Source organism: Brevibacterium otitidis, from assembly GCF_042429315.1.
Lineage (GTDB): Bacteria > Actinomycetota > Actinomycetes > Actinomycetales > Brevibacteriaceae > Brevibacterium > Brevibacterium otitidis.
On sequence record NZ_JBHMAU010000130.1, the window covers coordinates 1 to 21,562 of the forward strand.

20 protein-coding genes and 2 tRNA genes are annotated in these 21,562 nt (G+C 64.3%); 9 read left to right on the forward strand and 13 right to left on the reverse strand.

Going from position 1 to position 21,562, the window contains the following annotated elements; genetic code table 11:
• Window positions 1-788 (forward strand): Mu transposase domain-containing protein (locus tag ACFFN1_RS15280; protein WP_417281922.1); only part of this gene is annotated, 788 nt, incomplete at its 5' end.
• Between the two features lie 103 nt (window positions 789-891).
• Here the strand turns inward: ACFFN1_RS15280 and ACFFN1_RS15285 are convergent.
• The 12 genes from ACFFN1_RS15285 to dnaA all read right to left on the reverse strand — a co-directional run bounded on the left by ACFFN1_RS15285 (window position 892) and on the right by dnaA (window position 13,895).
• On the reverse strand, window positions 892-1,197 hold the full coding sequence (locus tag ACFFN1_RS15285; protein WP_376841720.1) for a transposase: 306 nt from the start codon (window positions 1,195-1,197) through the stop codon (window positions 892-894).
• A 236-nt stretch (window positions 1,198-1,433) separates the two neighbouring features.
• Window positions 1,434-1,895 (reverse strand): integrase core domain-containing protein, encoded by a 462-nt coding sequence (locus ACFFN1_RS15290; RefSeq protein ID WP_376841721.1) that lies wholly within the window; start codon window positions 1,893-1,895, stop codon window positions 1,434-1,436.
• Window positions 1,896-2,023: 128 nt separating this feature from the next.
• Window positions 2,024-2,096: transfer RNA gene (locus ACFFN1_RS15295), tRNA-Ala, on the reverse strand.
• Between the two features lie 168 nt (window positions 2,097-2,264).
• Window positions 2,265-2,338, reverse strand: a tRNA-Ile gene (locus ACFFN1_RS15300).
• A 188-nt stretch (window positions 2,339-2,526) separates the two neighbouring features.
• Complete coding sequence (locus ACFFN1_RS15305) at window positions 2,527-3,303, reverse strand: DUF3566 domain-containing protein (protein WP_376841722.1); 777 nt, start codon at window positions 3,301-3,303, stop codon at window positions 2,527-2,529.
• On the reverse strand, window positions 3,300-5,867 hold the full coding sequence (gene gyrA / locus ACFFN1_RS15310) for a DNA gyrase subunit A (RefSeq protein WP_376841772.1): 2,568 nt from the start codon (window positions 5,865-5,867) through the stop codon (window positions 3,300-3,302). Before gyrA ends, ACFFN1_RS15305 begins: the two co-directional genes overlap by 4 nt.
• 182 nt (window positions 5,868-6,049) lie before the next feature.
• Window positions 6,050-8,047: a DNA topoisomerase (ATP-hydrolyzing) subunit B gene (gene gyrB, locus ACFFN1_RS15315; RefSeq protein WP_376841723.1), complete on the reverse strand. Its 1,998-nt coding sequence runs from the start codon at window positions 8,045-8,047 to the stop codon at window positions 6,050-6,052.
• A 210-nt stretch (window positions 8,048-8,257) separates the two neighbouring features.
• Entirely contained in the window at window positions 8,258-9,040 is a 783-nt protein-coding gene (locus tag ACFFN1_RS15320) for a M50 family metallopeptidase (protein ID WP_376841724.1), read from the reverse strand.
• 12 nt (window positions 9,041-9,052) lie between these two features.
• Window positions 9,053-9,571: a DciA family protein gene (locus ACFFN1_RS15325; RefSeq protein WP_376841725.1), complete on the reverse strand. Its 519-nt coding sequence runs from the start codon at window positions 9,569-9,571 to the stop codon at window positions 9,053-9,055.
• Window positions 9,558-10,706, reverse strand: a complete 1,149-nt coding sequence (recF, locus tag ACFFN1_RS15330) for a DNA replication/repair protein RecF (RefSeq protein ID WP_376841727.1) — start codon at window positions 10,704-10,706, stop codon at window positions 9,558-9,560. The genes ACFFN1_RS15325 and recF overlap by 14 nt, the downstream gene beginning before the upstream one ends.
• A complete protein-coding gene (dnaN, locus tag ACFFN1_RS15335; protein WP_446680483.1) occupies window positions 10,706-11,827 on the reverse strand; it encodes a DNA polymerase III subunit beta in 1,122 nt (373 codons plus the stop codon). Before dnaN ends, recF begins: the two co-directional genes overlap by 1 nt.
• A 547-nt stretch (window positions 11,828-12,374) precedes the next feature.
• A complete protein-coding gene (gene dnaA / locus ACFFN1_RS15340) occupies window positions 12,375-13,895 on the reverse strand; it encodes a chromosomal replication initiator protein DnaA (protein WP_376841731.1) in 1,521 nt (506 codons plus the stop codon).
• Window positions 13,896-14,330: 435 nt separating this feature from the next.
• On the opposite strand from dnaA, the gene rpmH reads away from it, so the two are divergent.
• From rpmH to ACFFN1_RS15380, 8 genes are all read left to right on the forward strand, one after another.
• Window positions 14,331-14,468 carry a 50S ribosomal protein L34 gene (rpmH, locus tag ACFFN1_RS15345; protein ID WP_376841732.1) on the forward strand — a complete coding sequence of 46 codons (138 nt, stop codon included), beginning with the start codon at window positions 14,331-14,333 and terminating at the stop codon, window positions 14,466-14,468.
• Between the two features lie 60 nt (window positions 14,469-14,528).
• Entirely contained in the window at window positions 14,529-14,906 is a 378-nt protein-coding gene (rnpA, locus tag ACFFN1_RS15350; protein ID WP_376841734.1) for a ribonuclease P protein component, read from the forward strand.
• Window positions 14,903-15,286 (forward strand): membrane protein insertion efficiency factor YidD, encoded by a 384-nt coding sequence (gene yidD / locus ACFFN1_RS15355; RefSeq protein WP_376841736.1) that lies wholly within the window; start codon window positions 14,903-14,905, stop codon window positions 15,284-15,286. The genes rnpA and yidD overlap by 4 nt, the downstream gene beginning before the upstream one ends.
• An 82-nt stretch (window positions 15,287-15,368) precedes the next feature.
• Window positions 15,369-16,325 (forward strand): membrane protein insertase YidC, encoded by a 957-nt coding sequence (gene yidC / locus ACFFN1_RS15360; RefSeq protein ID WP_376841738.1) that lies wholly within the window; start codon window positions 15,369-15,371, stop codon window positions 16,323-16,325.
• Window positions 16,326-16,334: 9 nt separating this feature from the next.
• On the forward strand, window positions 16,335-16,928 hold the full coding sequence (locus ACFFN1_RS15365; protein ID WP_376841739.1) for a Jag family protein: 594 nt from the start codon (window positions 16,335-16,337) through the stop codon (window positions 16,926-16,928).
• 10 nt (window positions 16,929-16,938) lie between these two features.
• Window positions 16,939-17,607, forward strand: coding sequence for a 16S rRNA (guanine(527)-N(7))-methyltransferase RsmG (rsmG, locus tag ACFFN1_RS15370; RefSeq protein ID WP_376841740.1), 669 nt, complete (start codon window positions 16,939-16,941; stop codon window positions 17,605-17,607).
• 290 nt (window positions 17,608-17,897) lie between these two features.
• A complete protein-coding gene (locus ACFFN1_RS15375; RefSeq protein ID WP_376841742.1) occupies window positions 17,898-18,797 on the forward strand; it encodes a ParA family protein in 900 nt (299 codons plus the stop codon).
• Entirely contained in the window at window positions 18,790-20,019 is a 1,230-nt protein-coding gene (locus ACFFN1_RS15380; RefSeq protein WP_376841743.1) for a ParB/RepB/Spo0J family partition protein, read from the forward strand. Before ACFFN1_RS15375 ends, ACFFN1_RS15380 begins: the two co-directional genes overlap by 8 nt.
• A gap of 347 nt (window positions 20,020-20,366) precedes the next feature.
• Here the strand turns inward: ACFFN1_RS15380 and ACFFN1_RS15385 are convergent, their stop codons facing one another.
• Window positions 20,367-21,515, reverse strand: a complete 1,149-nt coding sequence (locus ACFFN1_RS15385; RefSeq protein ID WP_376841744.1) for an N-acetylmuramoyl-L-alanine amidase — start codon at window positions 21,513-21,515, stop codon at window positions 20,367-20,369.
• Window positions 21,516-21,562 lie beyond the last annotated feature (47 nt).

The following is a 21,562-nucleotide window of genomic DNA, read 5'->3' on the forward strand; positions in this document are numbered from 1 at the left end:
AGCAACAACATCAGCACCAGACAACCGCTCACAACGCTCATGAATTTCACTCATCTACAAATCCTTTCAGACAGGCCCCCATACACAACCCATTAGACACCCCCGCAGCGATCGCTCCGAAGGGCAAACCGTTGGATCCGGTGGCAGCCTTCGCTGGCACTTTAGCTACGCAGATGGTGATCGCACCGGCGCGGGATTCGGAGTTCAAGGGCATGACTGAGCGCAATAACCAGTACCTTGAGACCTCGTTCCTGCCGGGCCGGAAGTTTCAGTCCCCGGAAGATTTCAACTCTCAGATGAGCGAGTGGATCACTTCGAAGGCGAATACTCGCACGATCCGGTCCTTAGGCGCGGCACCGGTTGAGAAGCTTCCTGCGGATCTGGCTGCGATGACCCGGCTGCCACCACAGGCACCGGTGACCGGGTTACGGGCGCGGGTGCGACTGCCACGGGATTACTATGTCCGCTTGGACGGCAACGACTATTCCGTTGACCCGCGCTGTATCGGGAGCCTTGTTGATGTCGCTGCCACACCCACACGCGTGCAGGTCCGGTGCGAAGGGGGCCTGGTGGCCGATCACCTCCGCTGCTGGGACCGTCACCAGGTGATCACCGATAGCGAGCATGTTGAGATAGCCCAGCAGCTACGCGCCCAGTACTCGGCCAGGCCCCTGCGGCCAGCAGTCGAACCGCGCGGCGTCGAGGTCCCGACACGATCTCTCAGCGTCTATGACAGTGTCTTCGGGCTCACGACCGGTTCGCGCGCTGATAAGGGGGCCGTCGCATGAGCCAGACACGAATCGAATCGACCCTGGGACATCTGGTCAAAGCGCTAAAGACCCCGACGATCGGGAGGTTGGATCGCCCCGAGATCGCTGACGAGCGGGTACTTCATTTTGACGGGATCTGGGCCTGGCCGAAGTAGGCAGCAGCCCGACGCATCACCTCCAGCTCCTGTTCCAGTGCCCGGTTACGCCGACGCAGCTGGCGGAGTTCTTCGCACTCATCAGTGGTGGCGCTAGGCTTGCGATCAGCGGACTTGCCGGCATCGAGGTCAGCTTGGCGCAGCCACTTATGCAGGGTGCCTTCGTGGATGCCGAAATCAGCGGCGATCTGACCGATCGTGGTGTTCTCATCCCGGTTCTGCGCGAGCCGGATGACATCGTCACGGAACTCTCTGGGGTAGGGCTTGGGCATGATGACAATCCTTCCAGGCCAACCATCGGCTAGCCAGATCAATTGTCACCTATCCCTGCATCAGCCCCAGGCTTCAGATGTCTCACGAGATCGTTCCACACCATGTCTCACGACATCGTTCACTCGTGTCTCACGACATCGTTCACACCTTCAAGCCAGGCAGCGGTCATGCTTGGCTATGACTTACTCACGCAACCGCGCTGTCGTCTTAGCCATCGTCAACGGCAGAATGAGCGTCAAAGACGCAGCAGACCGCTTCGAGAAATCTGAAGCGCCCTGGGTTTTGTTCCGTGGTTAGACGGTCGCCGGCGCGGTCGTCGTGGTGTGAGTGTAGGACGCTTCGACTTCTGCGGGGTGCGGTAGCCGAGAGCTTCGTGGAGGCGGTCGTTGTTCCCCCAGTGGACCCAGCCCATGGTGGCGATCTCGACGGCCTCGGTGGACTCCCAGATCCGCTGGGAGTGGATCAGCTCGGCCTTGAACAGGCCGTTGTTCTCCTGTTCGAGCGACTCGCCAGTGCCAGTGGCAGGCTGGGTGGGGCCGTAGCGGTTGCACCAGATCCGCAGGGTCTCCTGGCCGACGCCGAGTTGCGGTGCGATGGCCCGGATCGACTCTGCGCGCGGGCCTCCCTCACGCGCCTGGCGCTCGTAGACCATCCGCACGGCACGGTCACGCAGCTCGGGACTGAACTTCTTGGGCATACTCCGATCCTCCTTGCTGAGACTCGGAACGAAACCCAGGACGCTTCACCATGACGCGATCCATCAACCCCGAAACAAAAAGAAGTCTCGGGACATCGAATGAACGATGTCCCGAGACTTCACACGAGTGGAGGTAAGGGGACTCGAACCCCTAACCCTCTGCTTGCAAAGCAGATGCGCTACCAATTGCGCCATACCCCCGAATGTGGATCTATTCTACACCTCATCGGTGTAGGACGACCACTGTTCGTGCTGCCGGTGGCGATTGCCCCGGAGCACCACCAGCGCTCCTGCCAGGGCAGACACGACGCCGGTGAGCGTCAACCATTTCTTCACGTCATCTCCCGATGTCCGTTTCGAATGATTGCGTGGGCCTAAGAGGACTTGAACCTCTGACCTCTTCGTTATCAGCGAAGCGCTCTAACCGCCTGAGCTATAGGCCCGTGTGGGTTGACCCGAGGAACCAATATACACACTGGCCCCATGGTCTGCAAAATCAGGTCCACTCCCCCTGCTGCGGCCGCCGCACGCCCACATGGAGACGGGCCGGCCAGACGCCTCATGCGCCTCGCCGGCCCGAATCCGCGGGACCGTCTGTGCAGCTGCGCAAAAGCACCCGCGCAGCTGCCGATCAGTCGTCGGTGAGCTTGAGGTGGAAGCCGCCCACCAGCGTCGAACCGATGTTGTACAGGAACGCGAACAGCGTCGACAGCGCTGTCATGAGCACCATGTTCACCAGCGCCAGGACCACGGCGAAGGACAGCACGCGGCCGAGGCTGAACAGGCCGAGGACGCGGTCGGCGCCCTCGGTGCCGGCGAGCTCGGTCAGGGTCGACTGGATGCCGTTGAGCGTTCCGGTCGCCTGCAGCACGAGCCACAGCACGAGGAAGGCGATGACGGTGGCGATGCCGATCGCCAGCGAGAGCAGGAAGGTCATCTTCATGACCGACCACGGGTCGACCGTCGCGACGGTCAGCCGCACGGTGCGCGGCCCCTTCTTCTTGGTCTTGCCGCTCATCCGCACCGGTCCGGCCGAAGCTCGCACCGAACCTTCAGAGCTGGCGTCCTGCTCCTCGCGGATGCCGGCGATGCGCGCCGTGCCCGAGGGCCCGGAGCGGGAGCGGCTGGTGCCAGACGGACCGGACCCGCCGGTGCCGGTGGGACCCGAGCCGGCGGCGGTGCTGGGACCGCTGCCCGCCTCGGAACCGGAGCTGGCCTTGAGCCGGGTGGTGCCGGCCTTGACGCTGCGGGGCTTGCTGTTGCCGGAGCCGGTGGCGGGAGTGGCGGAGGTGGAAGCCGGTCCCGAGGCGCCGGTGTCGGATTTCGGGCTGCTGCCGCTGGCAGACAGGCGGGTCGATCCGGACGATGCCCGGATCACCTTTGCGGGTTTCTGTTCGCTGTCGCTCATTCTTGTCCTTCATCCTCGCGTGCGACCTCAGCGGCTTCGGCTGCCGCCTCGGCCTCGGCGTCGACCGGAGTCTCAGCTTCATCCTCGACGACCTTCTCCGGGCCGCGGGTGACGGCGATGATGCGGTCGTTCTTTCCCGGTTTCGCAAATACTACTCCCATAGTATTGCGTCCCTTGGCCGGAACTTCGTCAATCGAGGACCGCACCACCTTACCGCGCTCCATGACGACAAGCACCTCTTCGCCTTCGGAGACGATGAGCCCGCCGACCAGATCGCCGCGCTGCTCGGTGATCTTGGCGACCTTGATGCCGTAGCCGCCGCGGCCCTGCAGCCGGTACTCCTCGATGGGAGTGCGCTTGGCGAAGCCGGCCTCGGTGACGACGAAGACATAGGTGTCCGGGGTTATCACGTCCATCGTCAGCAGCTGGTCGTCGTCCTTGAACTTCATGCCGGACACGCCCGAGGTGGCCCGCCCGATCGGCCGGATCGTATCGTCATCAGCCTTGAACCGGATCGACATGCCCTTGCGGGAGATGAGCAGCAGATGGTCCTCGGCCGAGACGAGCCGCGCGGAGACCAGCTCATCAGGCACATCGGGGCTGATCTCACGCAGGTTGATGGCGATGACGCCGCCGGTGCGGTTCGAATCGTACTCCGCCAGCCGGGTCTTCTTCACCAGGCCGCTCTTGGTGGCCAGAGCGAGGTGGTCCGCTTCGTCGTAGTCGCGGATCGAGAGCACCTGGGCGATCGTCTCATCCGGCTGCAGCGCAAGCAGGTTCGCCACGTGCTGGCCCTTGGCATCACGTGAGCCCTCCGGCAGCTCATAGGCCTTCGCCCGGTAGACCCGGCCGGTGTTCGTGAAGAACAGCAGCCAGTTGTGGGTGGAGGTGACGAAGAAGTGGTCGACGACGTCGTCGCCGCGCAGCTTCGCGCCCGTGATCCCCTTCCCGCCGCGGTGCTGCGCACGGTAGAGCGCAGACTGGGTGCGCTTGGCGTAGCCGCCGCGGGTGATGGTGACGACGACCTCCTCCTCGGGGATGAGGTCCTCCATCGACACATCGCCGTCGAATCCGGCCAGCACCTTCGTGCGGCGGTCATCGCCGTAGCGGTCGACGATGTCCTGCAGCTCCTCGGAGACGATCTCCCGCTGGCGGGCGGGGGTGTCGAGGATGTGGTGGTATTCCTTGATGAGCTCTTCGATCCGCTTGGCCTCTTCTTCGATCTTGAGGCGCTCGAGCGCGGCGAGGCGGCGCAGCTGCAGGTCGAGGATCGCATTGGCCTGGATCTCGTCGACGTCGAGCAGCTCCATGAGCCCGGTGCGCGCCTCATCGGAGGACGGCGAGCGGCGGATGAGCGCGATGACCTCGTCGAGGGCGTTGAGGGCCTTGAGGTAGCCGCGCAGGATGTGGGCCCGCTCCTCTGCCTTCTTGAGCCGGAACCGGGTGCGGCGGACGATGACGTCGATCTGGTGCTTGACCCACAGGCGCAGGAATGCGTCGATCGACAGCGTGCGCGGCACATTGTCGACGAGCGCGAGCATGTTCGCCGAGAAGTTCTCCTGCAGCGAGGTGTGCTTGTACAGGTTGTTGAGCACGACCTTGGCGACCGCATCGCGCTTGAGCACGATGACAAGCCGCTGACCCACTCGGCCGGAGGACTCATCGCGCAGATCGGCGATGCCGGCGACCTTGCCATCACGCACATAGGAGGCGATCTTCGTCGCCAGCGAGTCGGGGTTCACAAGATAGGGCAGCTCGGTGACGACGAGGCAGGTGCGGCCCTGGATCTCCTCGACCTCGACGACGGCGCGCTGCGTGATCGAGCCGCGCCCGGTGCGATAGGCGTCCTCGATGCCGCTGCGGCCCAGGATCGTCGCCCCATTGGGGAAATCCGGGCCCTGGATGATCCCCATGATCGCCTCGAGGGCTTCCTCATTGTCGGCATCGGGGTTGGCCAGCAGCCACTGCGCGGCCTTGGCGACCTCGCGCAGATTGTGCGGCGGGATGTTTGTCGCCATGCCGACGGCGATGCCGGCCGAGCCGTTGACGAGGAGGTTCGGGAACCGCGCCGGCAGGTACACCGGCTCAGTGTTGCGGCCGTCGTAGTTGTCCTGGAAGTCGACGGTGTCCTCTTCGATGTCGCGGACCATCTCCATGGCCAGCGGTGCCATCCGGCACTCGGTGTATCGCGGGGCGGCCGCGCCGTCATCGCCGGCGGAGCCGAAGTTGCCCTGCCCGGAGATGAGCGGATAGCGCATCGCCCACGGCTGCACGAGGCGCACGAGCGCATCGTAGATCGCGCTGTCGCCGTGCGGGTGGTAGTGGCCCATGACATCGCCGACGACGCGCGAGCACTTGTTGAAGGAGCGGTCCGGCCGGTAGCCGCCGTCGTACATCGCATAGAGCACACGGCGGTGCACCGGCTTGAGGCCGTCGCGCACATCCGGCAGCGCACGCCCGACGATGACGCTCATCGCATAGTCGAGGTAGGAGCGCTGCATCTCCAGATTGAGGTCGACCTTCTCGACGCGCGCAGCGACCGGGTTGCCGGTCTCCGAGGAGATCACGGGACCGTCCTCGGGCTGCTGCTCGTCTGGCTGGGTGTTCTCAGTGTCATCGGCCACGGGGCTGTTTACCTCTTGTAGTCGTCAGTGGTGTGCGGAAAGTCTCGGGGCAGCCAGTCAGCCGGCTTCCGTTCCCGAGGCGGGTCGCACCTCGGGCGCGGACGGCGCGCTGGCAGCCGGGATCAGATGTCGAGGAAGCGGACGTCCTTGGCGTTCTCCTGGATGAACTGGCGGCGGGAGTCGACGTCTTCGCCCATGAGGATCGCGAAGATCTCATCGGCCTTCATCGCGTCGTCGAGGGTCACCTGCTTGAGCAGGCGGTAGTCCGGGTTCATCGTCGTGTCCCACAGCTCGCTGTAGTTCATCTCGCCCAGACCCTTGTAGCGCTGGATCGCCTGGTCCTTGGGCAGCCGCTTGCCGGAGGCCTTGCCGTCGGTGAGCAGGGCATCGCGCTCGCGGTCGGAGTAGGCGTATTCGTGGTCGGCGTTCGACCACTTGATGCGGTATAGCGGCGGGGTCGCCAGGTACACGTAGCCGTGCTCGATGAGCGGGCGCATATAGCGGAAGATGAGCGTCAGCAGCAGCGTGGCGATGTGCTGGCCGTCGACATCGGCGTCGGCCATGAGCACGATCTTGTGGTAGCGCAGCTTGTCGAGGTCGAACTCCTCGCCGATGCCGGTGCCGAAGGCGGTGATGAGCGACTGCACCTCCTGGTTGCCCAGGGCCCGGTCGAGGCGGGCCTTCTCGACGTTGAGGATCTTGCCGCGGATCGGCAGGATCGCCTGGTGGATGGCATCGCGGCCCTGCAGCGCGGAGCCGCCGGCGGAGTCGCCCTCGACGATGAAGATCTCGGAGACGACCGGGTCCTTCGACTGGCAGTCGCGCAGCTTGCCGGGCATGCCCGAGGATTCGAGCAGGCCCTTGCGGCGGGTCGCCTCGCGGGCCTTGCGGGCGGCGAGGCGCGCCTGGGAGGCCTGGATCGCCTTGCGCACGACCTCCTTGGCCTGCGCGGGATTCGATTCCAGCCAGTGGCCGAGCTCATCGCGGACGATGCGCTGGACGAAGGTCTTGGCCTCGGAGTTGCCGAGCTTCGTCTTCGTCTGGCCCTCGAACTGCGGTTCGCCGAGCTTGACGGACACGACGGCGGTCAGGCCCTCGCGGACATCGTCGCCGGTGAGGTTGGCGTCCTTGTCGCGCAGCAGCTTCTGCTCGCGGGCATAGCTGTTGATGAGGCTCGTGAGCGCGGTCCGGAAGCCCTCTTCATGGGTGCCGCCCTCATGGGTGTTGATGGTGTTGGCGTAGGTGTGGACCGATTCGGCGTACGAGGTCGTCCACTGCATCGCCACTTCGAGGGCGATCTTCTGCACGGTGTCCTCGGCTTCGAAGGCGATGACATCGTCGTGGACGGTTTCGGTCTTCTTCGTCGAGGTCAGGTGCTGGACGTAGTCGAGCAGACCGTTCTCATACAGGTAGGTGACGCTGCGCGGATTGGCCTCAGCGGTCTCATCGGCGTCGAGCTGGACGTCCTCGTCGTCGATCTCCTCGGCGCGCTCATCGGTGAGCGAGATCTTCAGGCCCTTGTTGAGGAAGGCCATCTGCTGGAACCGCGAGCGCAGCACCTCGAAGGTGAATTCGGTGGTGTCGAAGATCTCCGGATCCGGCCAGAAGGTGATCGTCGTGCCGGTCTGTTCAGTGGTCTCGCCCTTGGCGACTTCGCCGGTGGGCACTCCGCGGCGGTAGTCCTGGCGCCACACATAGCCGTCGCGGTGGACCTCGGCGTCGAGGCGTGCCGAGAGCGCATTGACGACGGAGGAGCCCACACCGTGCAGACCGCCGGAGACGGCGTATCCGCCGCCGCCGAACTTGCCGCCGGCGTGGAGGATGGTGAGCACGACCTGGAGAGTCGGGATGCCCTCGGTGGGGTGCATGGCGACCGGGATGCCGCGGCCGTTGTCGGTCACCCGGACGGATCCGTCAGCGCGGATGACGACTTCGATGTGATCGCAGTAGCCGGCCAGGGCCTCATCAACAGAGTTGTCGACGATCTCGTACACAAGGTGATGCAGGCCGCGTTCGGAGGTGGAGCCGATGTACATGCCGGGGCGCTTGCGGACCGCTTCGAGTCCCTCGAGAACGGTGATATCACCGGCATCATAGTCCCGGTTCTCCTCTGTAGCCATGTGTCTCCTTGCTGCGTATGAATAACCTTGTCCAGTCTACCTGCTCGGGCGGACAGATCATGCGCTGTAAGGCCCGGAACCGGCCTTTTTCCATGATTTCAGGACCGCGGACATACTCCGCCCTGGCTGCCGGCCTCACAGCGGCTCCTATCGCAGCCTGCGCACGCGCGCCGCGGGCGAAGATCAGCCCGGCCACCACCTCGGGAGCGGTCAGGCAGCACCGACGATCTGCAGCCACACGCCCCAGGCGCTGAGCGCCGTGCAGCCGGCCATGACGAGGAACATGAGCGCCAGCCAGATGACGGCCGGGATCCGAGTGGCGCGGGCGAGGATCGCGGCATCGGACTGGCCACGGTCCCCGCGCGCGTGCGCGCGCAGCAGATTGGCGAACCCCTTCCATGCGCCGATGAGCAGGAACAGCCCGGCACCGAGCGCCGCAGCCGAGGTGACCTGCGCCGGCGCCCAGTTCACGAGCGCTGCGATGCTGGCTGCGGTGAGTGCGGTGACGGTGATCGCGAGGAAGCCGCGCATGAAGATGAGGGAGACGAACAGCATCACCGCCGCTGCCGCGAGCGCCGGTAGCGGATAGCCGTAGAGCGCGGCGAAGATGAGCAGGCTGCCGACGAGTGCCGGTGCAGGATAGCCCCAGAAGGTCATCCACGGAGCCGAGGCGCCGGTCCCGTAGGACAACGCGAGCCCGGAATGGTCGCCTGCGATGCGGATCGCCAGCGCGCGGCGGCCGAGCATGAGGCCGGCGAACCCATGGCCGAGCTCATGGACGATCGTGACGATGAGCCCGGTGACCCGCCACAGAGCCGACGGGATGATGAGGACACCGGCGATGGCCGCGCCGATGAGCAGGAACGTCACGGTGCCGTAGGCCGGTGGGGTCTGCTCGGTCAGCCGGTCGACGAGCGGGGCCGCACGGACATGCGCCGCGGCCGCCGAGGCGGTGGTGGGCTGGAGGGCGGACAGGAGCGTAAGCGGTGCCATATGGCAGGGAGTCTATCCGTAGGTGTCGCGAGGACCCCGACCTCTGACTGAGCGTCGGCCGTGCTTCCAGGAGCGCTGCGCCGGTCCGATGATCTCGATGTCGTCGATGATGCGCCGGCCGAGTTCGCGTTCGAAGCGGTCGAGCAGCTGCGTGCGCAGGATCCGCAGCTGGGTCGCCCAGGTCGTCGAGGAGGCGCGGATGACGAGGACCGGCGGATCGAACTTCTCCGGGGCGCAGTGCTCGGCGACGTTCCTGCCGACGAGATCGGGCCAGCGGCCGAGCACCGCGCCGACGTCGAGGTTGTTGCGCCAGCCCTGCGTCTTGACGAGCGCATCGATGTTCGTGCCCAGCGGCTGCGGATCGCGCGGGTCCGACCGTGCGGCGGTGTAGGCGATTTCTGCGCGCCGCACGTCAGCGAGGCTGCGGCGGGGCCCGCGGTGCTGCGGCCGGAACTCGGAGTCGGCCATCCGCCGGATCCGGTCGAGAGCTTCGAGACTGGCGACGGGCACCGGGTGCTCAGGACTGCTCATCAGCTGCCGCCTCGGCGACGTATGCGGGCAGTTCGACGATCCGACCGCTGAGATTGTCCGGGATGTCGCCGGCCACTGCCGCGGTGATGAGCACCTGCTCGGCTCCGTCGATGCGCTCAGCAAGCCGACGGCGCCGCTCGGCATCGAGTTCGGCGAACACATCGTCGAGGACGAGCACCGGCTGATCCTCCGGCTGGTGATCGGGGCCGCTCAGCAGCTCCCAGCCGGCCAGCTGCAGCGCCAGCGCCAGCGACCAGGACTCCCCGTGGGAGGCATAGCCCTTCGCCGGGGTCGAGCCGATGAGCAGGTCGATGTCATCGCGCTGGGCGCCGACCAGGGTGAGCCCGCGTTCGATCTCGGCCCGGCGACGCTGCGCCAGCCCGGCGACCACCACCTCGGCGGCGGCACGCAGATCGTCGATTCCGCGGTAGTCGAGGCGCGAGACATACTCCAGTGCGACCTGCTGGCGGGCCTCCGCGGCGCCGGAGGCGATATGGGAGAAGGCGGCGCTCACCGGTGCGCGCAGCTCATCGAGCAGCTGCCGGCGGCCGAGCACGAGCTGCGCATTCGCCTCGGCGAAGGCCTCATCCCAGATGTCGAGGGTCGCCTCCAGGCTGGGGTCGGGCTGCCGGCGCAGGCTCTTGAGCAGGGCGTTGCGCTGGCGCAGGGCGCGCTGGTGATCGGCGATGACCCCGGCGTAGCGCGGCTGGCGGGCGATGAGCAGATCGTCGAGGTACTGGCGGCGCTCGGCCGGATCGCCTTTGACGAGGGCGAGGTTCTCCGGGGCGAAGACGACGGCGTGGACGAGGCCGAGCACATCGCGGGCGCGCACCGGCGAGCGGTTGATCCGGGCAAGGTTCGCACCCTTCGCCCGGATCGTCACTTCGAGGGTGACCTGCCGGTCTCCGCGGTGTGCGAGAGCGGAGATCGTCGCCTGTTCGGCACCGGAGCGCACGAGCGGCTGATCCCCGGAGACGCGGTGGGAGCGCAGGGAGGCGAGATAGCCGATGGATTCGACCAGGTTGGTCTTGCCCCAGCCGTTGGAGGCGACGAAGGTTGTGACCCCCGGCTGCAGATCGAGACTGAGATGCGGATAGGAGCGGAAGTCACGCAGCAGGAGCCGTGAAACCCACATCAGAACCGCATGACCGGCATGAGCAGGTAGCGGTAGGAGGTGTCGAGTTCGCTGTCTGCCTCATCCTGTCCGGAGATGACGACCGGCTTCTTCGGCTCGGTCATTGAGAAGCGGACGAAGGGCTTGTCGACAGCGGCGAGGCCCTCGGCGATGAAGTGCGGGTTGAAGCCGGTGGAGATGTCCGAGCCGCTGATCTCGACGGGCAGCGATTCGCTGGCCTGTGCGTCATCGCCGGCGCCGGCGCGCAGGGTGAGGGCGCCTTCGGCGAACTCGAACTTGATGGGGGTGTTGCGTTCGGCCACGAGGCTGACGCGGCGGACCGCTTCGCGCAGCGAGGCGGTGTCGCAGACGGCGGTGATGGCGACGTCCTTGGGGAACAGCGAGCGCACCTTGGGGTAGTCGCCTTTGACGAGCAGAGAGGTTGTGACCCTGCCGTTGGCGGAGAAGGTGAGCATCTCCTTGCCGCCGGATTCGGCCAGTGCGATCTCGACGTCTCCCCCCATCGCCTTGGCGGCATCGGAGAGGGTTCGCCCCCTGACGAGAGCCGTGGCCGAGAAGTCCGGGCGGCGCGGGTTCCAGGTGAATTCGCGCACTGCCAGGCGGTAGCGGTCGGTGGCGAGCAGCGTCACCGTCTCGCCTTCGATCTCGACGCGGACCGAGGTGAGGATCGGCAGGGTGTCGTCCTTCGAGGTGGCGATCGTCGCCTGGGACACCGCGTGCTGGAAGTCGGAGGCGGCGACGGTGCCGGAGGTCTCCGGGATCTCCGGCAGCGCCGGGTACTCCTCGACGGGCATCGTCATGAGTGCGAAGCGCGAGGAACCGCAGGTGAGCGAGACCTTGTTGTCCTGCTGCTCCAGGATCACCGGCTCGTTCGGCAGCGCCTTGGCGATCTCGGCGAGCAGGCGGCCGGAGACGAGCACGGTGCCGGGGGTTTCGACCTCGGCGGCGATCTCGGCCCGGGAGGAGACTTCGTAGTCGAAGACGGCCAGCTGCACAGCGCCGCTGGCATCGGCGCTCATGAGGAGGCCGGTGAGCACCGGGACGGCGGGACGCTGCGGGAGGCTCTTGGTCACCCAGGTGACGGCTTCTGCCAGGACATCGCGGTCGACTTTGAACTTCACGGGCTGCGCTGCGTCGGTGTTCACGATTCTCCTGCGGTGTCAGTAGTGCGGTCCGGGCGGTCCATCCGGGTGCGCTGAATGGGTTTCTGCCGTGCCCGCAGAGTGCAGGCACGACAGCGCACTGAAACTTTACACCGGGCTATCGGCGTGGGCAATTGCATGTGCCGCTGAATCGTGCTTGACCTGGAGCTTTGTGCTGTTCATCGCGGACCGCTCGCTGCGCGCAGCCCGTCATGCACAGCCCGCCGAGCAATGAGCGGTGCGCTTCTCAAGCTCGATCGATGAATAGGCAGTCGAGGCAGCAGCAGTTGTGGAATCTGTGTAATCACATCGATGTCATCGAGCAATCAAGCGGCAGAAGCCGGATTTAAGCCGGTGGATGAGCTGTTGACAGCTCCCACATGCTTGTCCACACCCTGGGAATGACATCAGTGTGCTTCCACATGCATCCACGGCCGAGCGCGCATAATACACCGGTTCGACCCCTCTGCACGTGGTCTTTTACACAGTTTTTTCCACAGCTGTGAAGGTGCGGTCTGTTGTCGTTTCAGAGCCGATGCTGCTGTTTGATGCGGTTCGTCAGTTCGGTGACCTGCGTATAGAGATTGCGCCGCTCGGCCATCTGCGTGCGGATCTTCTTGTTCGCATGCATGACCGTCGTATGGTCGCGGCCGCCGAACTCCTGGCCGATCTTCGGCAGCGAGAGATCGGTGAGCTCACGGCACAGGTACATCGCGATCTGCCGTGCTGTCGTCAGCGTGCGCGAACGGCTCGAACCGCACAGATCCTCCAGGGTGAGGCCGAAATAGGCCGCGGTCTGGCCCATGATGTCGGTGGCGGTGATCTCCGGGGTGTCCTCCTGGGTGATGTAGTCCTTGAGCACCGTCTCGGCCAGCGACAGGTCGATCTCCTGGTCGTTGAGGTTCGCGAAAGCCGTCAGCCGCACGAGCGCGCCTTCGAGTTCGCGGATGTTCGACGACACCCGGGAGGCGATGTACTCGAGCACATTGTCCGGCACCTGCAGGCCCTCGGCGATCGACTTGTTGCGCAGAATCGCAAACCGGGTCTCGAGATCCGGCGGCTGCACATCGGTCAGCAGCCCCCATTCGAAGCGCGAGCGCAGCCGCTCCTCGAATCCCTTGAGCATCTTCGGCGGCTGATCGGAGGTGATGACGACCTGCTTGTGCTCGTTGTGCAGCGCATTGAAGGTATGGAAGAACTCCTCGACCGTGGCGTCTTTGCCCTGCAGGAACTGGATGTCATCGATCATGAGGACGTCGACTTCGCGGTAGCGGCGCTGGAACTTCGGCCGCAGCGAACCCGAGGTCGACGAGCCGATGGTGTTGATGAAGTCGTTGACGAACTCCTCACTGGAGACGTACTTGACGCGGATATTGGGGTACAGCTGCGCGGCATAGTGGCCGATCGCATGCAGCAGGTGGGTCTTGCCCAGACCCGAGTCGCCGTAGATGAACAGCGGGTTGTAGGCCTTGGCCGGCGATTCGGCGACGGCGAAGGCTGCGGCGTGGGCGAAGCGGTTCGAGGAGCCGATGACGAAGGTGTCGAAGGTGTACTTCTCGTTCAGCTGGCTCACCCCGCCGGCCTGATCCTCCGGTGCCGGGGTGAGCACCTCTTCGATGGCCGCATCCTCGATCTCGGCTGTTGAGGGTCCGGCGGCGGCATCCGGTCCCGAGGAGGTGGACCCCGGTCCCGAGGTGGTGGGCGCCGCCGTGCCGGCGGATTCGGCTGCCGGTGTCTCCGGCACGCTCTCGCGGCTGGCGAGCGGCGGTTCGAGATCGGGTTCGACGGCGATGGCGAAGCTGACGTCGTGGCCGAGGACCGTGGAGAACTCATGGGCCAGGGGCTCGCGCAGATTGCGTTCGAGGGTCGCCCGGGTGTGGTCATCGCGGACGGAGAGCACGACGAGACTGTCGCCGACCATGCCCTTGGGAACCGCCAGCTGCAGGAACCCCTTCTGCTGTGCGGTGATCGCCGGATTGTTCAGCAGGTTGGCCAGCACCGTATGCCAGGTGCTCAGCAGATGTTCGCTGTCCGGGTTGTCGGCCATGATCACGTTCTCCTCGGATGTGGATAACAAGGGGATATCACTTCCACATAGTTTTCCACAGACGGTGGAAAAACACGACAGAGGTGCCGGAATCATCCACATCAGTGGAGAAACGTGTGGAAAATACATCGATGTGAGTTGTGGACGTGCATCTTCATAGGCGTATGTGGATTCAGGTTGACAGCGGTGTGACTCGGGTATGTCCTGCAGCCGACCGGTCGGCACCGAGTTTGACCGCGGCCGCGGAGCACTCATAGGATGGAGTGTCCTGTGTTGCGGGCCCACTTGAGTTGTGATTGAGCGAACTTCCCCGGACGGCCACTCGGCGCAGGAGCGTCACCACCAGCTGAGCTCGGAAGAGCGGTGGACAGCTGTGTGTGAACCGCCCGCATTCCTGCGGCGGCTGAAAGCAACAACAGATAGACGGAGACACTCGTGAGCAAGCACACGTTCCAGCCCAACAACCGCAAGCGCTCGAAGAAGCACGGCTTCCGCGCTCGTATGCGCACCCGCGCCGGCCGCGCCGTTTTGACCGCCCGCCGTCGCAAGGGACGCAAGGCTCTCTCGGCCTGACCGCCGACAGCAGCGACCACTCTGCCGCATCGCTCTGCGGTGCGGGGATCTGAGGACTGAGTGCTCCCGGCGGTGAATCGCATCCGGCTGCCCGATGAGTTTCGGTCGGTCTTCCGGCAGGGCACAAAAGCAGGATCCCGTCAGCTGGTCGTCCACTGCCTGCAAACCCCTGACGTCGCCCACGCCCCGCGCGTGGGTTTCGTCGTTTCCAAAGCCCTCGGAAATGCCGTCGTCCGCAATCGGGTCAAACGCAGGCTCCGGGACCTCATGCGCGCACGCCTCCCCCACCTCGGCGGCGGTCTGCACCTCGTCATCCGAGCGCTGCCAGCGGCAGCCGAGGCGGATTCGGCAACGCTGGGCCGGTCATTGGATTCGGCGCTGCGCAGGCTCGGGGTGCTGGAGAAGCCCGAGGTGCCAGGTGAGGACGCGGCGCGATGAAGCATCCAGCCGAGCAGACGCCCTCGTCGCTGCCTCCGGCTCCGGACGGCTTCTGGGCGCGGCTGCTCTACGGGCTGCGAATCGCTCCGCGGATGCCGTTCGTGTGGTTCATGCGGCTGTACCGGGTGGCCGTCTCCCCGCTCTACGGTCAGGTCTGCCGCTACTATCCGAGCTGCTCCAAGTACGCCCTCGACGCCTTCGAGGTCAAAGGTGCGGTGCTCGGGACGGTGATGACGGTCTGGCGGCTGCTGCGCTGCAACCCCTTCTCCCCCGGCGGCATCGACTATGTCCCCGGCTCGGTGCTGGAGCGGCAGTCGCAGCTTCTCAACAAGGGAACAGCGGCGGGCCGGCGCCGGCCGAACAGCGGATCGGGCGATTGAGGGTCGGCGCGGCAATAGTGGCACAATATACGAGATACGGAAGTAGCAGACTGTGCAGCGGCCACAGTCGAGGAGAGAATGAATGAACTGGATTGACAGTGTTCTATGGCCCATCAAGTGGGTCATAGCCTGGATTCTGACAATCTTCCACCAGATCTTCGAGATGCTCGGCATGCCTTCGGACAGTGGGTGGACGTGGGCGCTGTCGATCGCGGCGATGACGATGGTCGTCCGCGCGGTCCTCATCCCTCTCTTCGTCTATCAGATCAGGTCGCAGCGCAAGATGCAGCTGCTGCAGCCTGATGTGCAGCGCCTGCAGGCCAAGTACAAGGGCAAGAAGGATCAGTTCTCCCGCCAGGCCATGGCCGAAGAGCAGATGGCGCTGTTCAAGAAGCACGGTACGAATCCCTGGGCCTCCTGTCTGCCGCTGCTGGCTCAGCTGCCGATCTTCTTCTCCCTGTACCGCGTCATCTTCAATATGCCGGCCATCGCTCGCGGCGAGGTCGAGGCGATCGGCGGTCTGACCCAGACCCTGGCGAAGGAAGCTGAGCGCGCCACCATCTTCGGTGTGCAGCTGTCGGAGACCTTCCTCACCGGCGACATCAGCGTCAAGGTCCTCACGGCGATCCTCATCGTCATCATGGGCGCGACCCAGTTCATCACGCAGAAGCAGATGATGAGCAAGAACATGTCCGAAGCGGCGATGAACAATCCGTTCATGCAGCAGCAGAAGATGCTGCTCTACGTCATGCCGGTGGTCTTTGCCGTCGGCGGCGTGTACTTCCCGCTCGGTGTGCTCATCTACTGGCTCGTGTCGAACAGCTGGACGATGGTTCAGCAGTTCGTCGTCATCCGCAATATGCCTGCCCCGGGCTCGCGCGCCGAGAAGGAGCTCATGGAGCGCCGCGCCCGCAAGGGCAAGTCCCCGCTGCCGGGTTCGAAGCCCATCAGCGAAGACACCCAGAATCCTCAGCGTGCCGGCGGTCAGCGCAAGCAGCCCGTGGGCAAGGCACGCCAGAAGAAGAAAAGGAAGAGGTAGACCCGACGTATGTCTGACGACTCCACGGCCCCGACGGCCGAAGAACTCCGCAGCACCGACGCCGATCATTTCGCCTCCGGTAAGAACATTGCCGAAGACGCCGACGGTCAGGTCGACGAGGCGAAGCCGACGCGCGCCGAGCTCCTCGAAGAAGAGGGCGAGATCGCAGCGGACTACCTCGAAGAGCTGCTCGACATTGCCGACATCGACGGCGATATCGACATCGACGTCGCTGACAACCGCGCCGAAGTCGCCATCATCTGCGATGACGATGACAGCAACCTCTCGATGCTCGTAGGCAAGCAGGGCCGCACGCTTTCGGCGCTGCAGGAGCTCACGCGCCTGGCTGTGCAGACCGCGACCGGTCAGCGTTCCTGGCTCATGCTCGACATCGACGGCTACCGTGATCAGCGCAAGGAGGACGTCCGCGAGATCGCGCGCAAGGGCATCGCGAAGGTTAAGGACAACGGTGCGCCGTATGAGTGCCAGCCGATGAACTCCTTCGAGCGCAAAGTCGTCCACGACGAAGTCGCCAAGGCCGGGCTCTACTCCGAGTCCGCCGGCGAAGGCGATCGCCGTCGTGTCGTCATCCAGCTGCCCTGACTGACGTCTGATGAGCACAGACCACTCCCCCGCTGCCGAGTCGCCTGACCTGGCGCAGCTGGAACCTGAGCCGGCTGCCGCGCCCGCGGTGTTCGGCGACCGGATCGACCTCGCCCGTTCTTTCGCCCATCACCTGGCGACGACCGGCGTTGAATGGGGCCTGCTGGGTCCGCGGGAACTGCCGCGGCTGTGGACACGCCACATCCTCAACTGTGCCGTGATGGCAGAGCTGCTCGACGATGCTGATGTCGTTGGAGACATCGGCTCCGGTGCGGGCCTGCCTGGAATCGCGCTGGCCATTGCGCGTCCGAAGGTGCGCTTCGTCCTCGTCGAAGCGATGGAGCGCCGTGTCGAGTGGCTGCAGATGGTTGTCGCGGATCTGGGCTTGGACAATGTTCGGATCGTCCGCGCCCGTGTCGAAGAGCTCGTTGACGAGGAGATCTTCACCGTTGCGACAGCGCGGGCAGTGAAGTCGCTGCCTGTCCTCATCGAATGGTGCACACCGGTGCTCGGACCGGACGGCCGACTCCTGGCGATCAAGGGCCAGTCATATGCGGCCGAGATCCAGAAGGCTCAGAAGCACATCAAGCGCTTCCGCCTGACACAGCCGCGCGTGCACAGCCTTGGGCAGGACGTACTCGAGGTACCGACGACGGTCGTCGAGCTGCAGCGCCGGTGACATGCCGCAGCGGAGGCGCTCACGAGCCGCAACTGCCATGCGAAACCTGCAATAGGACAGCAGTTCTAATGCTGCTTCGCTCTGCCTACAAGTGCGCACAGCGTTTCACGTGAAACATCACCGCATGGAGCTGGCTACGGCGTGCGCACTCTGCGTCGAGACGGCTCCAACACATTCCGGGTTCTGGGATTGAGAGGAGCCCGCCTTCAGATGTCTCCTGTCCGTGTCGTTGGGTAGACTTGGAATCGGTTTGCGAGCCAGTCGGCTCTTGTTGATGAACGGAGTTTTGTATGCCCATCATGGATGAGTCGACTCCGTTGGGCGCTCAGATTGCGCGCGACAATCGTCGTGCGGAGCGTCTCGCGGCAACGACGTTTCCACCTCCAGAAGCCACGCGGATCTTCACTGTTGCAAATCAGAAGGGTGGCGTGGGCAAGACGACGACGGCGGTGAACATCGCTGCTGCCCTCGCGCATCACGGTCTGCGCGTGCTTGTCATCGATATCGATCCCCAGGGCAACTCCAGCACCGCGCTCAGCATTGAGCACTCGACAGACGTCAACAGCATCTACGACGTCCTCATTGAAGACATGCCGATCGCCGAGGCGGTCGCGCAGTGCCCGGACATCGAGTCGCTCACGTGCGTCCCCGCGACGATCGATCTGGCCGGCGCCGAGATCGAGTTGGTCTCGCTTGTCGCTCGCGAACAGCGCTTGGCGCGCGCCTTGAGCAGCTACCTCGCTGAGCGAGAGGACGCCGGCGAGCGGGTGGACTATGTCATCATCGACTGCCCGCCATCACTCGGTCTACTCACTGTCAACGCCTTCGTCGCAGCTAATGAAGTCCTTATTCCAATTCAGTGCGAATATTATGCGCTCGAAGGGCTGAGCCAGCTGCTCAAGAACATTCAGCTCATTCAGAAGCATCTGAACCCCAGGCTTTCGATCTCGACGATCCTCCTGACGATGTTCGATGGCAGGACGAACCTCAGTCGTCAGGTGGCTGAAGACGTCCGAGCGCACTTCCCGAGCCAGGTGCTCAACGTTACGATCCCGCGTTCGGTGCGCATTTCAGAGGCGCCGAGCTATGGGCAGACCGTCATCACATACGAACCAACATCCTCAGGGGCTCTCTCTTATCGAGAAGCAGCCGAGGAGATCGCACATCGAGGAGTTGCAGATCATGGCTGAACGCAGGCGCGGACTAGGCCGCGGACTTGGAGCATTGATCCCCGATTCAGTGACCGAGGACCGGCCGGTGGACGTCTTCTTCGGACAGCAATCGGAAACATATCCTGATGTTTCACGTGAAACGGACGAGCGTCAGTCCAAGGATCCAGCTGAGGGAATGCGGAAGGCTCGCGCTGCCAAGCGACCCGCAGCACGGCAGACGAAGCGATCCTCCTCTTCCGCCTCGACATCAAAGGGCAAGCCCGCTGATAAGGCATCGGAGGCCGCCGAGAAGCCAGCTCCAAAGAAGAAGACAACGACGCGCAAGACTGCTGCAAAGGCTGAGCCTGCCGACAGCGCCCCTAAGCAGCCGGCGGGCACTGAGAAGTCCGAGTCCGTTTCACGTGAAACGGAACTCAAGAGTGTTCCCGGGACGGCTTTCGGACTGATCCCCCTGGAGCAGATCTCGCCGAATCCTCGCCAGCCGCGACAGGTCTTCGACGAAGATGCTCTGGACGAACTCGTGCACTCCATTCGCGAGGTCGGAGTGCTTCAGCCAGTCGTCGTACGGCTGACGGACGAGAAGAAGCCTGCCTACGAGCTCATTATGGGTGAACGGCGGTTCCGGGCGTCACAGCTGGCAGGCGCCACAACCATACCTGCAATCATTCGAGTCGTAGAAGACAATGATCTCCTGCGCGATGCGCTGTTGGAGAACCTACACCGAGCAGACCTGAATCCGCTCGAAGAGGCTGCCGCATATGAACAGCTCCTAGAGGACTTCAAGTGCACGCAGGAAGAGCTGTCTGAACGGATTGGACGCTCACGTCCGCAGATCTCCAACACGCTCCGGCTTCTTCGCCTTCCGCCACTTGTTCAGCGTCGTGTGGCTGCGGGAGTCATCTCTCAGGGCCATGCCCGAGCGATTCTCGGTCTGGAGGATGCGGCTAACATGGAGGTCCTGGCCCAGCGGATTGTCGCCGAAGGGCTTTCGGTTCGGGCAACCGAGGAAACAGTTGTGCTGTTGAATCGCGGTGAGAAGCCCCGTGTTTCACGTGAAACAAAGGAACCCTCGCCCGCACTCGCACAGATTGCGGCGCGCGTGGGGGATAAGCTCGATACGCGTGTCAACATCGTCATGGGCAAGCGCAAAGGGCGCATCACCGTCGACTTTGCCAATCAGTCAGATCTGCAGCGGATTCTCACCGCGCTCGGCATTGATCCGGAGGGCGACTCACAGTAACCACGTACTGGCGCGGCGCTGATCCGCTGTGCGCTCCATGCATGAGAAGGGCCCGGCAACTGCCGGGTCCTTCGTGTTTCACGTGAAACGTCGGGTGTTGAACCGGGCGAAAGCAACGCGCGGTGGGAGGTGGACTCAACGTGAGGCTCTTGATTGGTGACTGAATCGCATATATGTGTGCCTCAAGCGGGCCGTCATCGCCGCGATGGTGGTTCAGTGGAGCGTGCCGTAAACGCGACGTCAGCGCATGCTGTGGTTAGACCGAGCGAGTCAGAGTGCGCTTCCCATAGAACCCCGGCGTAGGACCAGGGGCGAGTAAGATTCAAAAGCGGTGGATGCTGAGCGTTTCACGTGAAACGCTTGCCACCGGTGATCGCGCTGATGTTGAGTGCACCGGTCACCGGGTGCGCGTCATCGCTCATCGGCAGCCGTTGGAGAGCGGCTGTGATGCCGTCGGCGATGCGGTCGCGGGTATGCGGATTGTCGAGGCGGCGGAGATCGTCGTCATTTGAGACGTACCCGGCGACAACATGAACCTTTGGGCTGCGCACTGCAGCGAGACTGCGCCATGTGCGGGCATGCGTGCGGCAGTCGAGGAAGTCTGTGCGCGCGGTGATCTCTCTCTGGATGAGATAGGCGAGTTTCTTGCCGACGGGGGAGAAGACAGCGTCTTCGTCCGCACGACCGAAGTAGAAGCTCGCAAGGCCATTCGCCTGCGGAGAAGGGGAGGAGTCCTGGGTGATGGTGACGACGGCGGAGGCACCCAGCTCATCAGCAAGCGTCTGCGGGGTGCTGGGAGACGTCACGTGAACAGTTGCGGCGCCGAGAGCGCTGAGGCGTCCATCGAGACGGCGGGCAATATCGGTAGAGTACGTAGTTTCGAGCTGGCGCTGCTCATCAGTGAACGGGGCAGCCGTGAAGTCGCGCGCAGATGTTGCCGACTCGATGATGATGACGCGGCCAGCAAGTGATGGTCCATCTGAGGTGACGCGGGCATGCTCACGGAGAGCAAAGAGGTTGCCGCTGCTGTGCTCGCGGTTGACGGAGTCGAGTCCGCTGATCGTGCCAGGACCAACGACACCGTCAGTGCGCAGGCCAAGGCCGCTCTGAATCTCGCGGACAGCCTCATCAGTACGCACGCCGAAGATGCTGTCGATGCGATCGGAGTACATGCCGAGCTTGGCGAGGCGCTTCTGGAGATCTTCGACGTCATCGCCTTCGAGTGGACGGACCGGATCGAAGCGCAGCACGCGGTCGCCGAGACGGTGACGCGCCAACTCGACCTGCGCGAAGGTCTCTGGCCCGAGCACGCCATCAGTCATGATGCCTCTGCTCTGCTGAAACTCGAGAATACTCAATTCGAACGGACGATCGAATACAGGGGACGTCACATCGCCGACTCCCAGACCCAAGCGACTGAGCTGGGCCTTCGTCGCCAGCAGAACAGTGCTGGAGTCACCCGAGGCCAGGGTGGGATAGGCAGATGGGGAGGTCATATCGTCTCGCTGCGGTCGGTTGCGGGGTCAGTCAGTGCAGAAGCCAG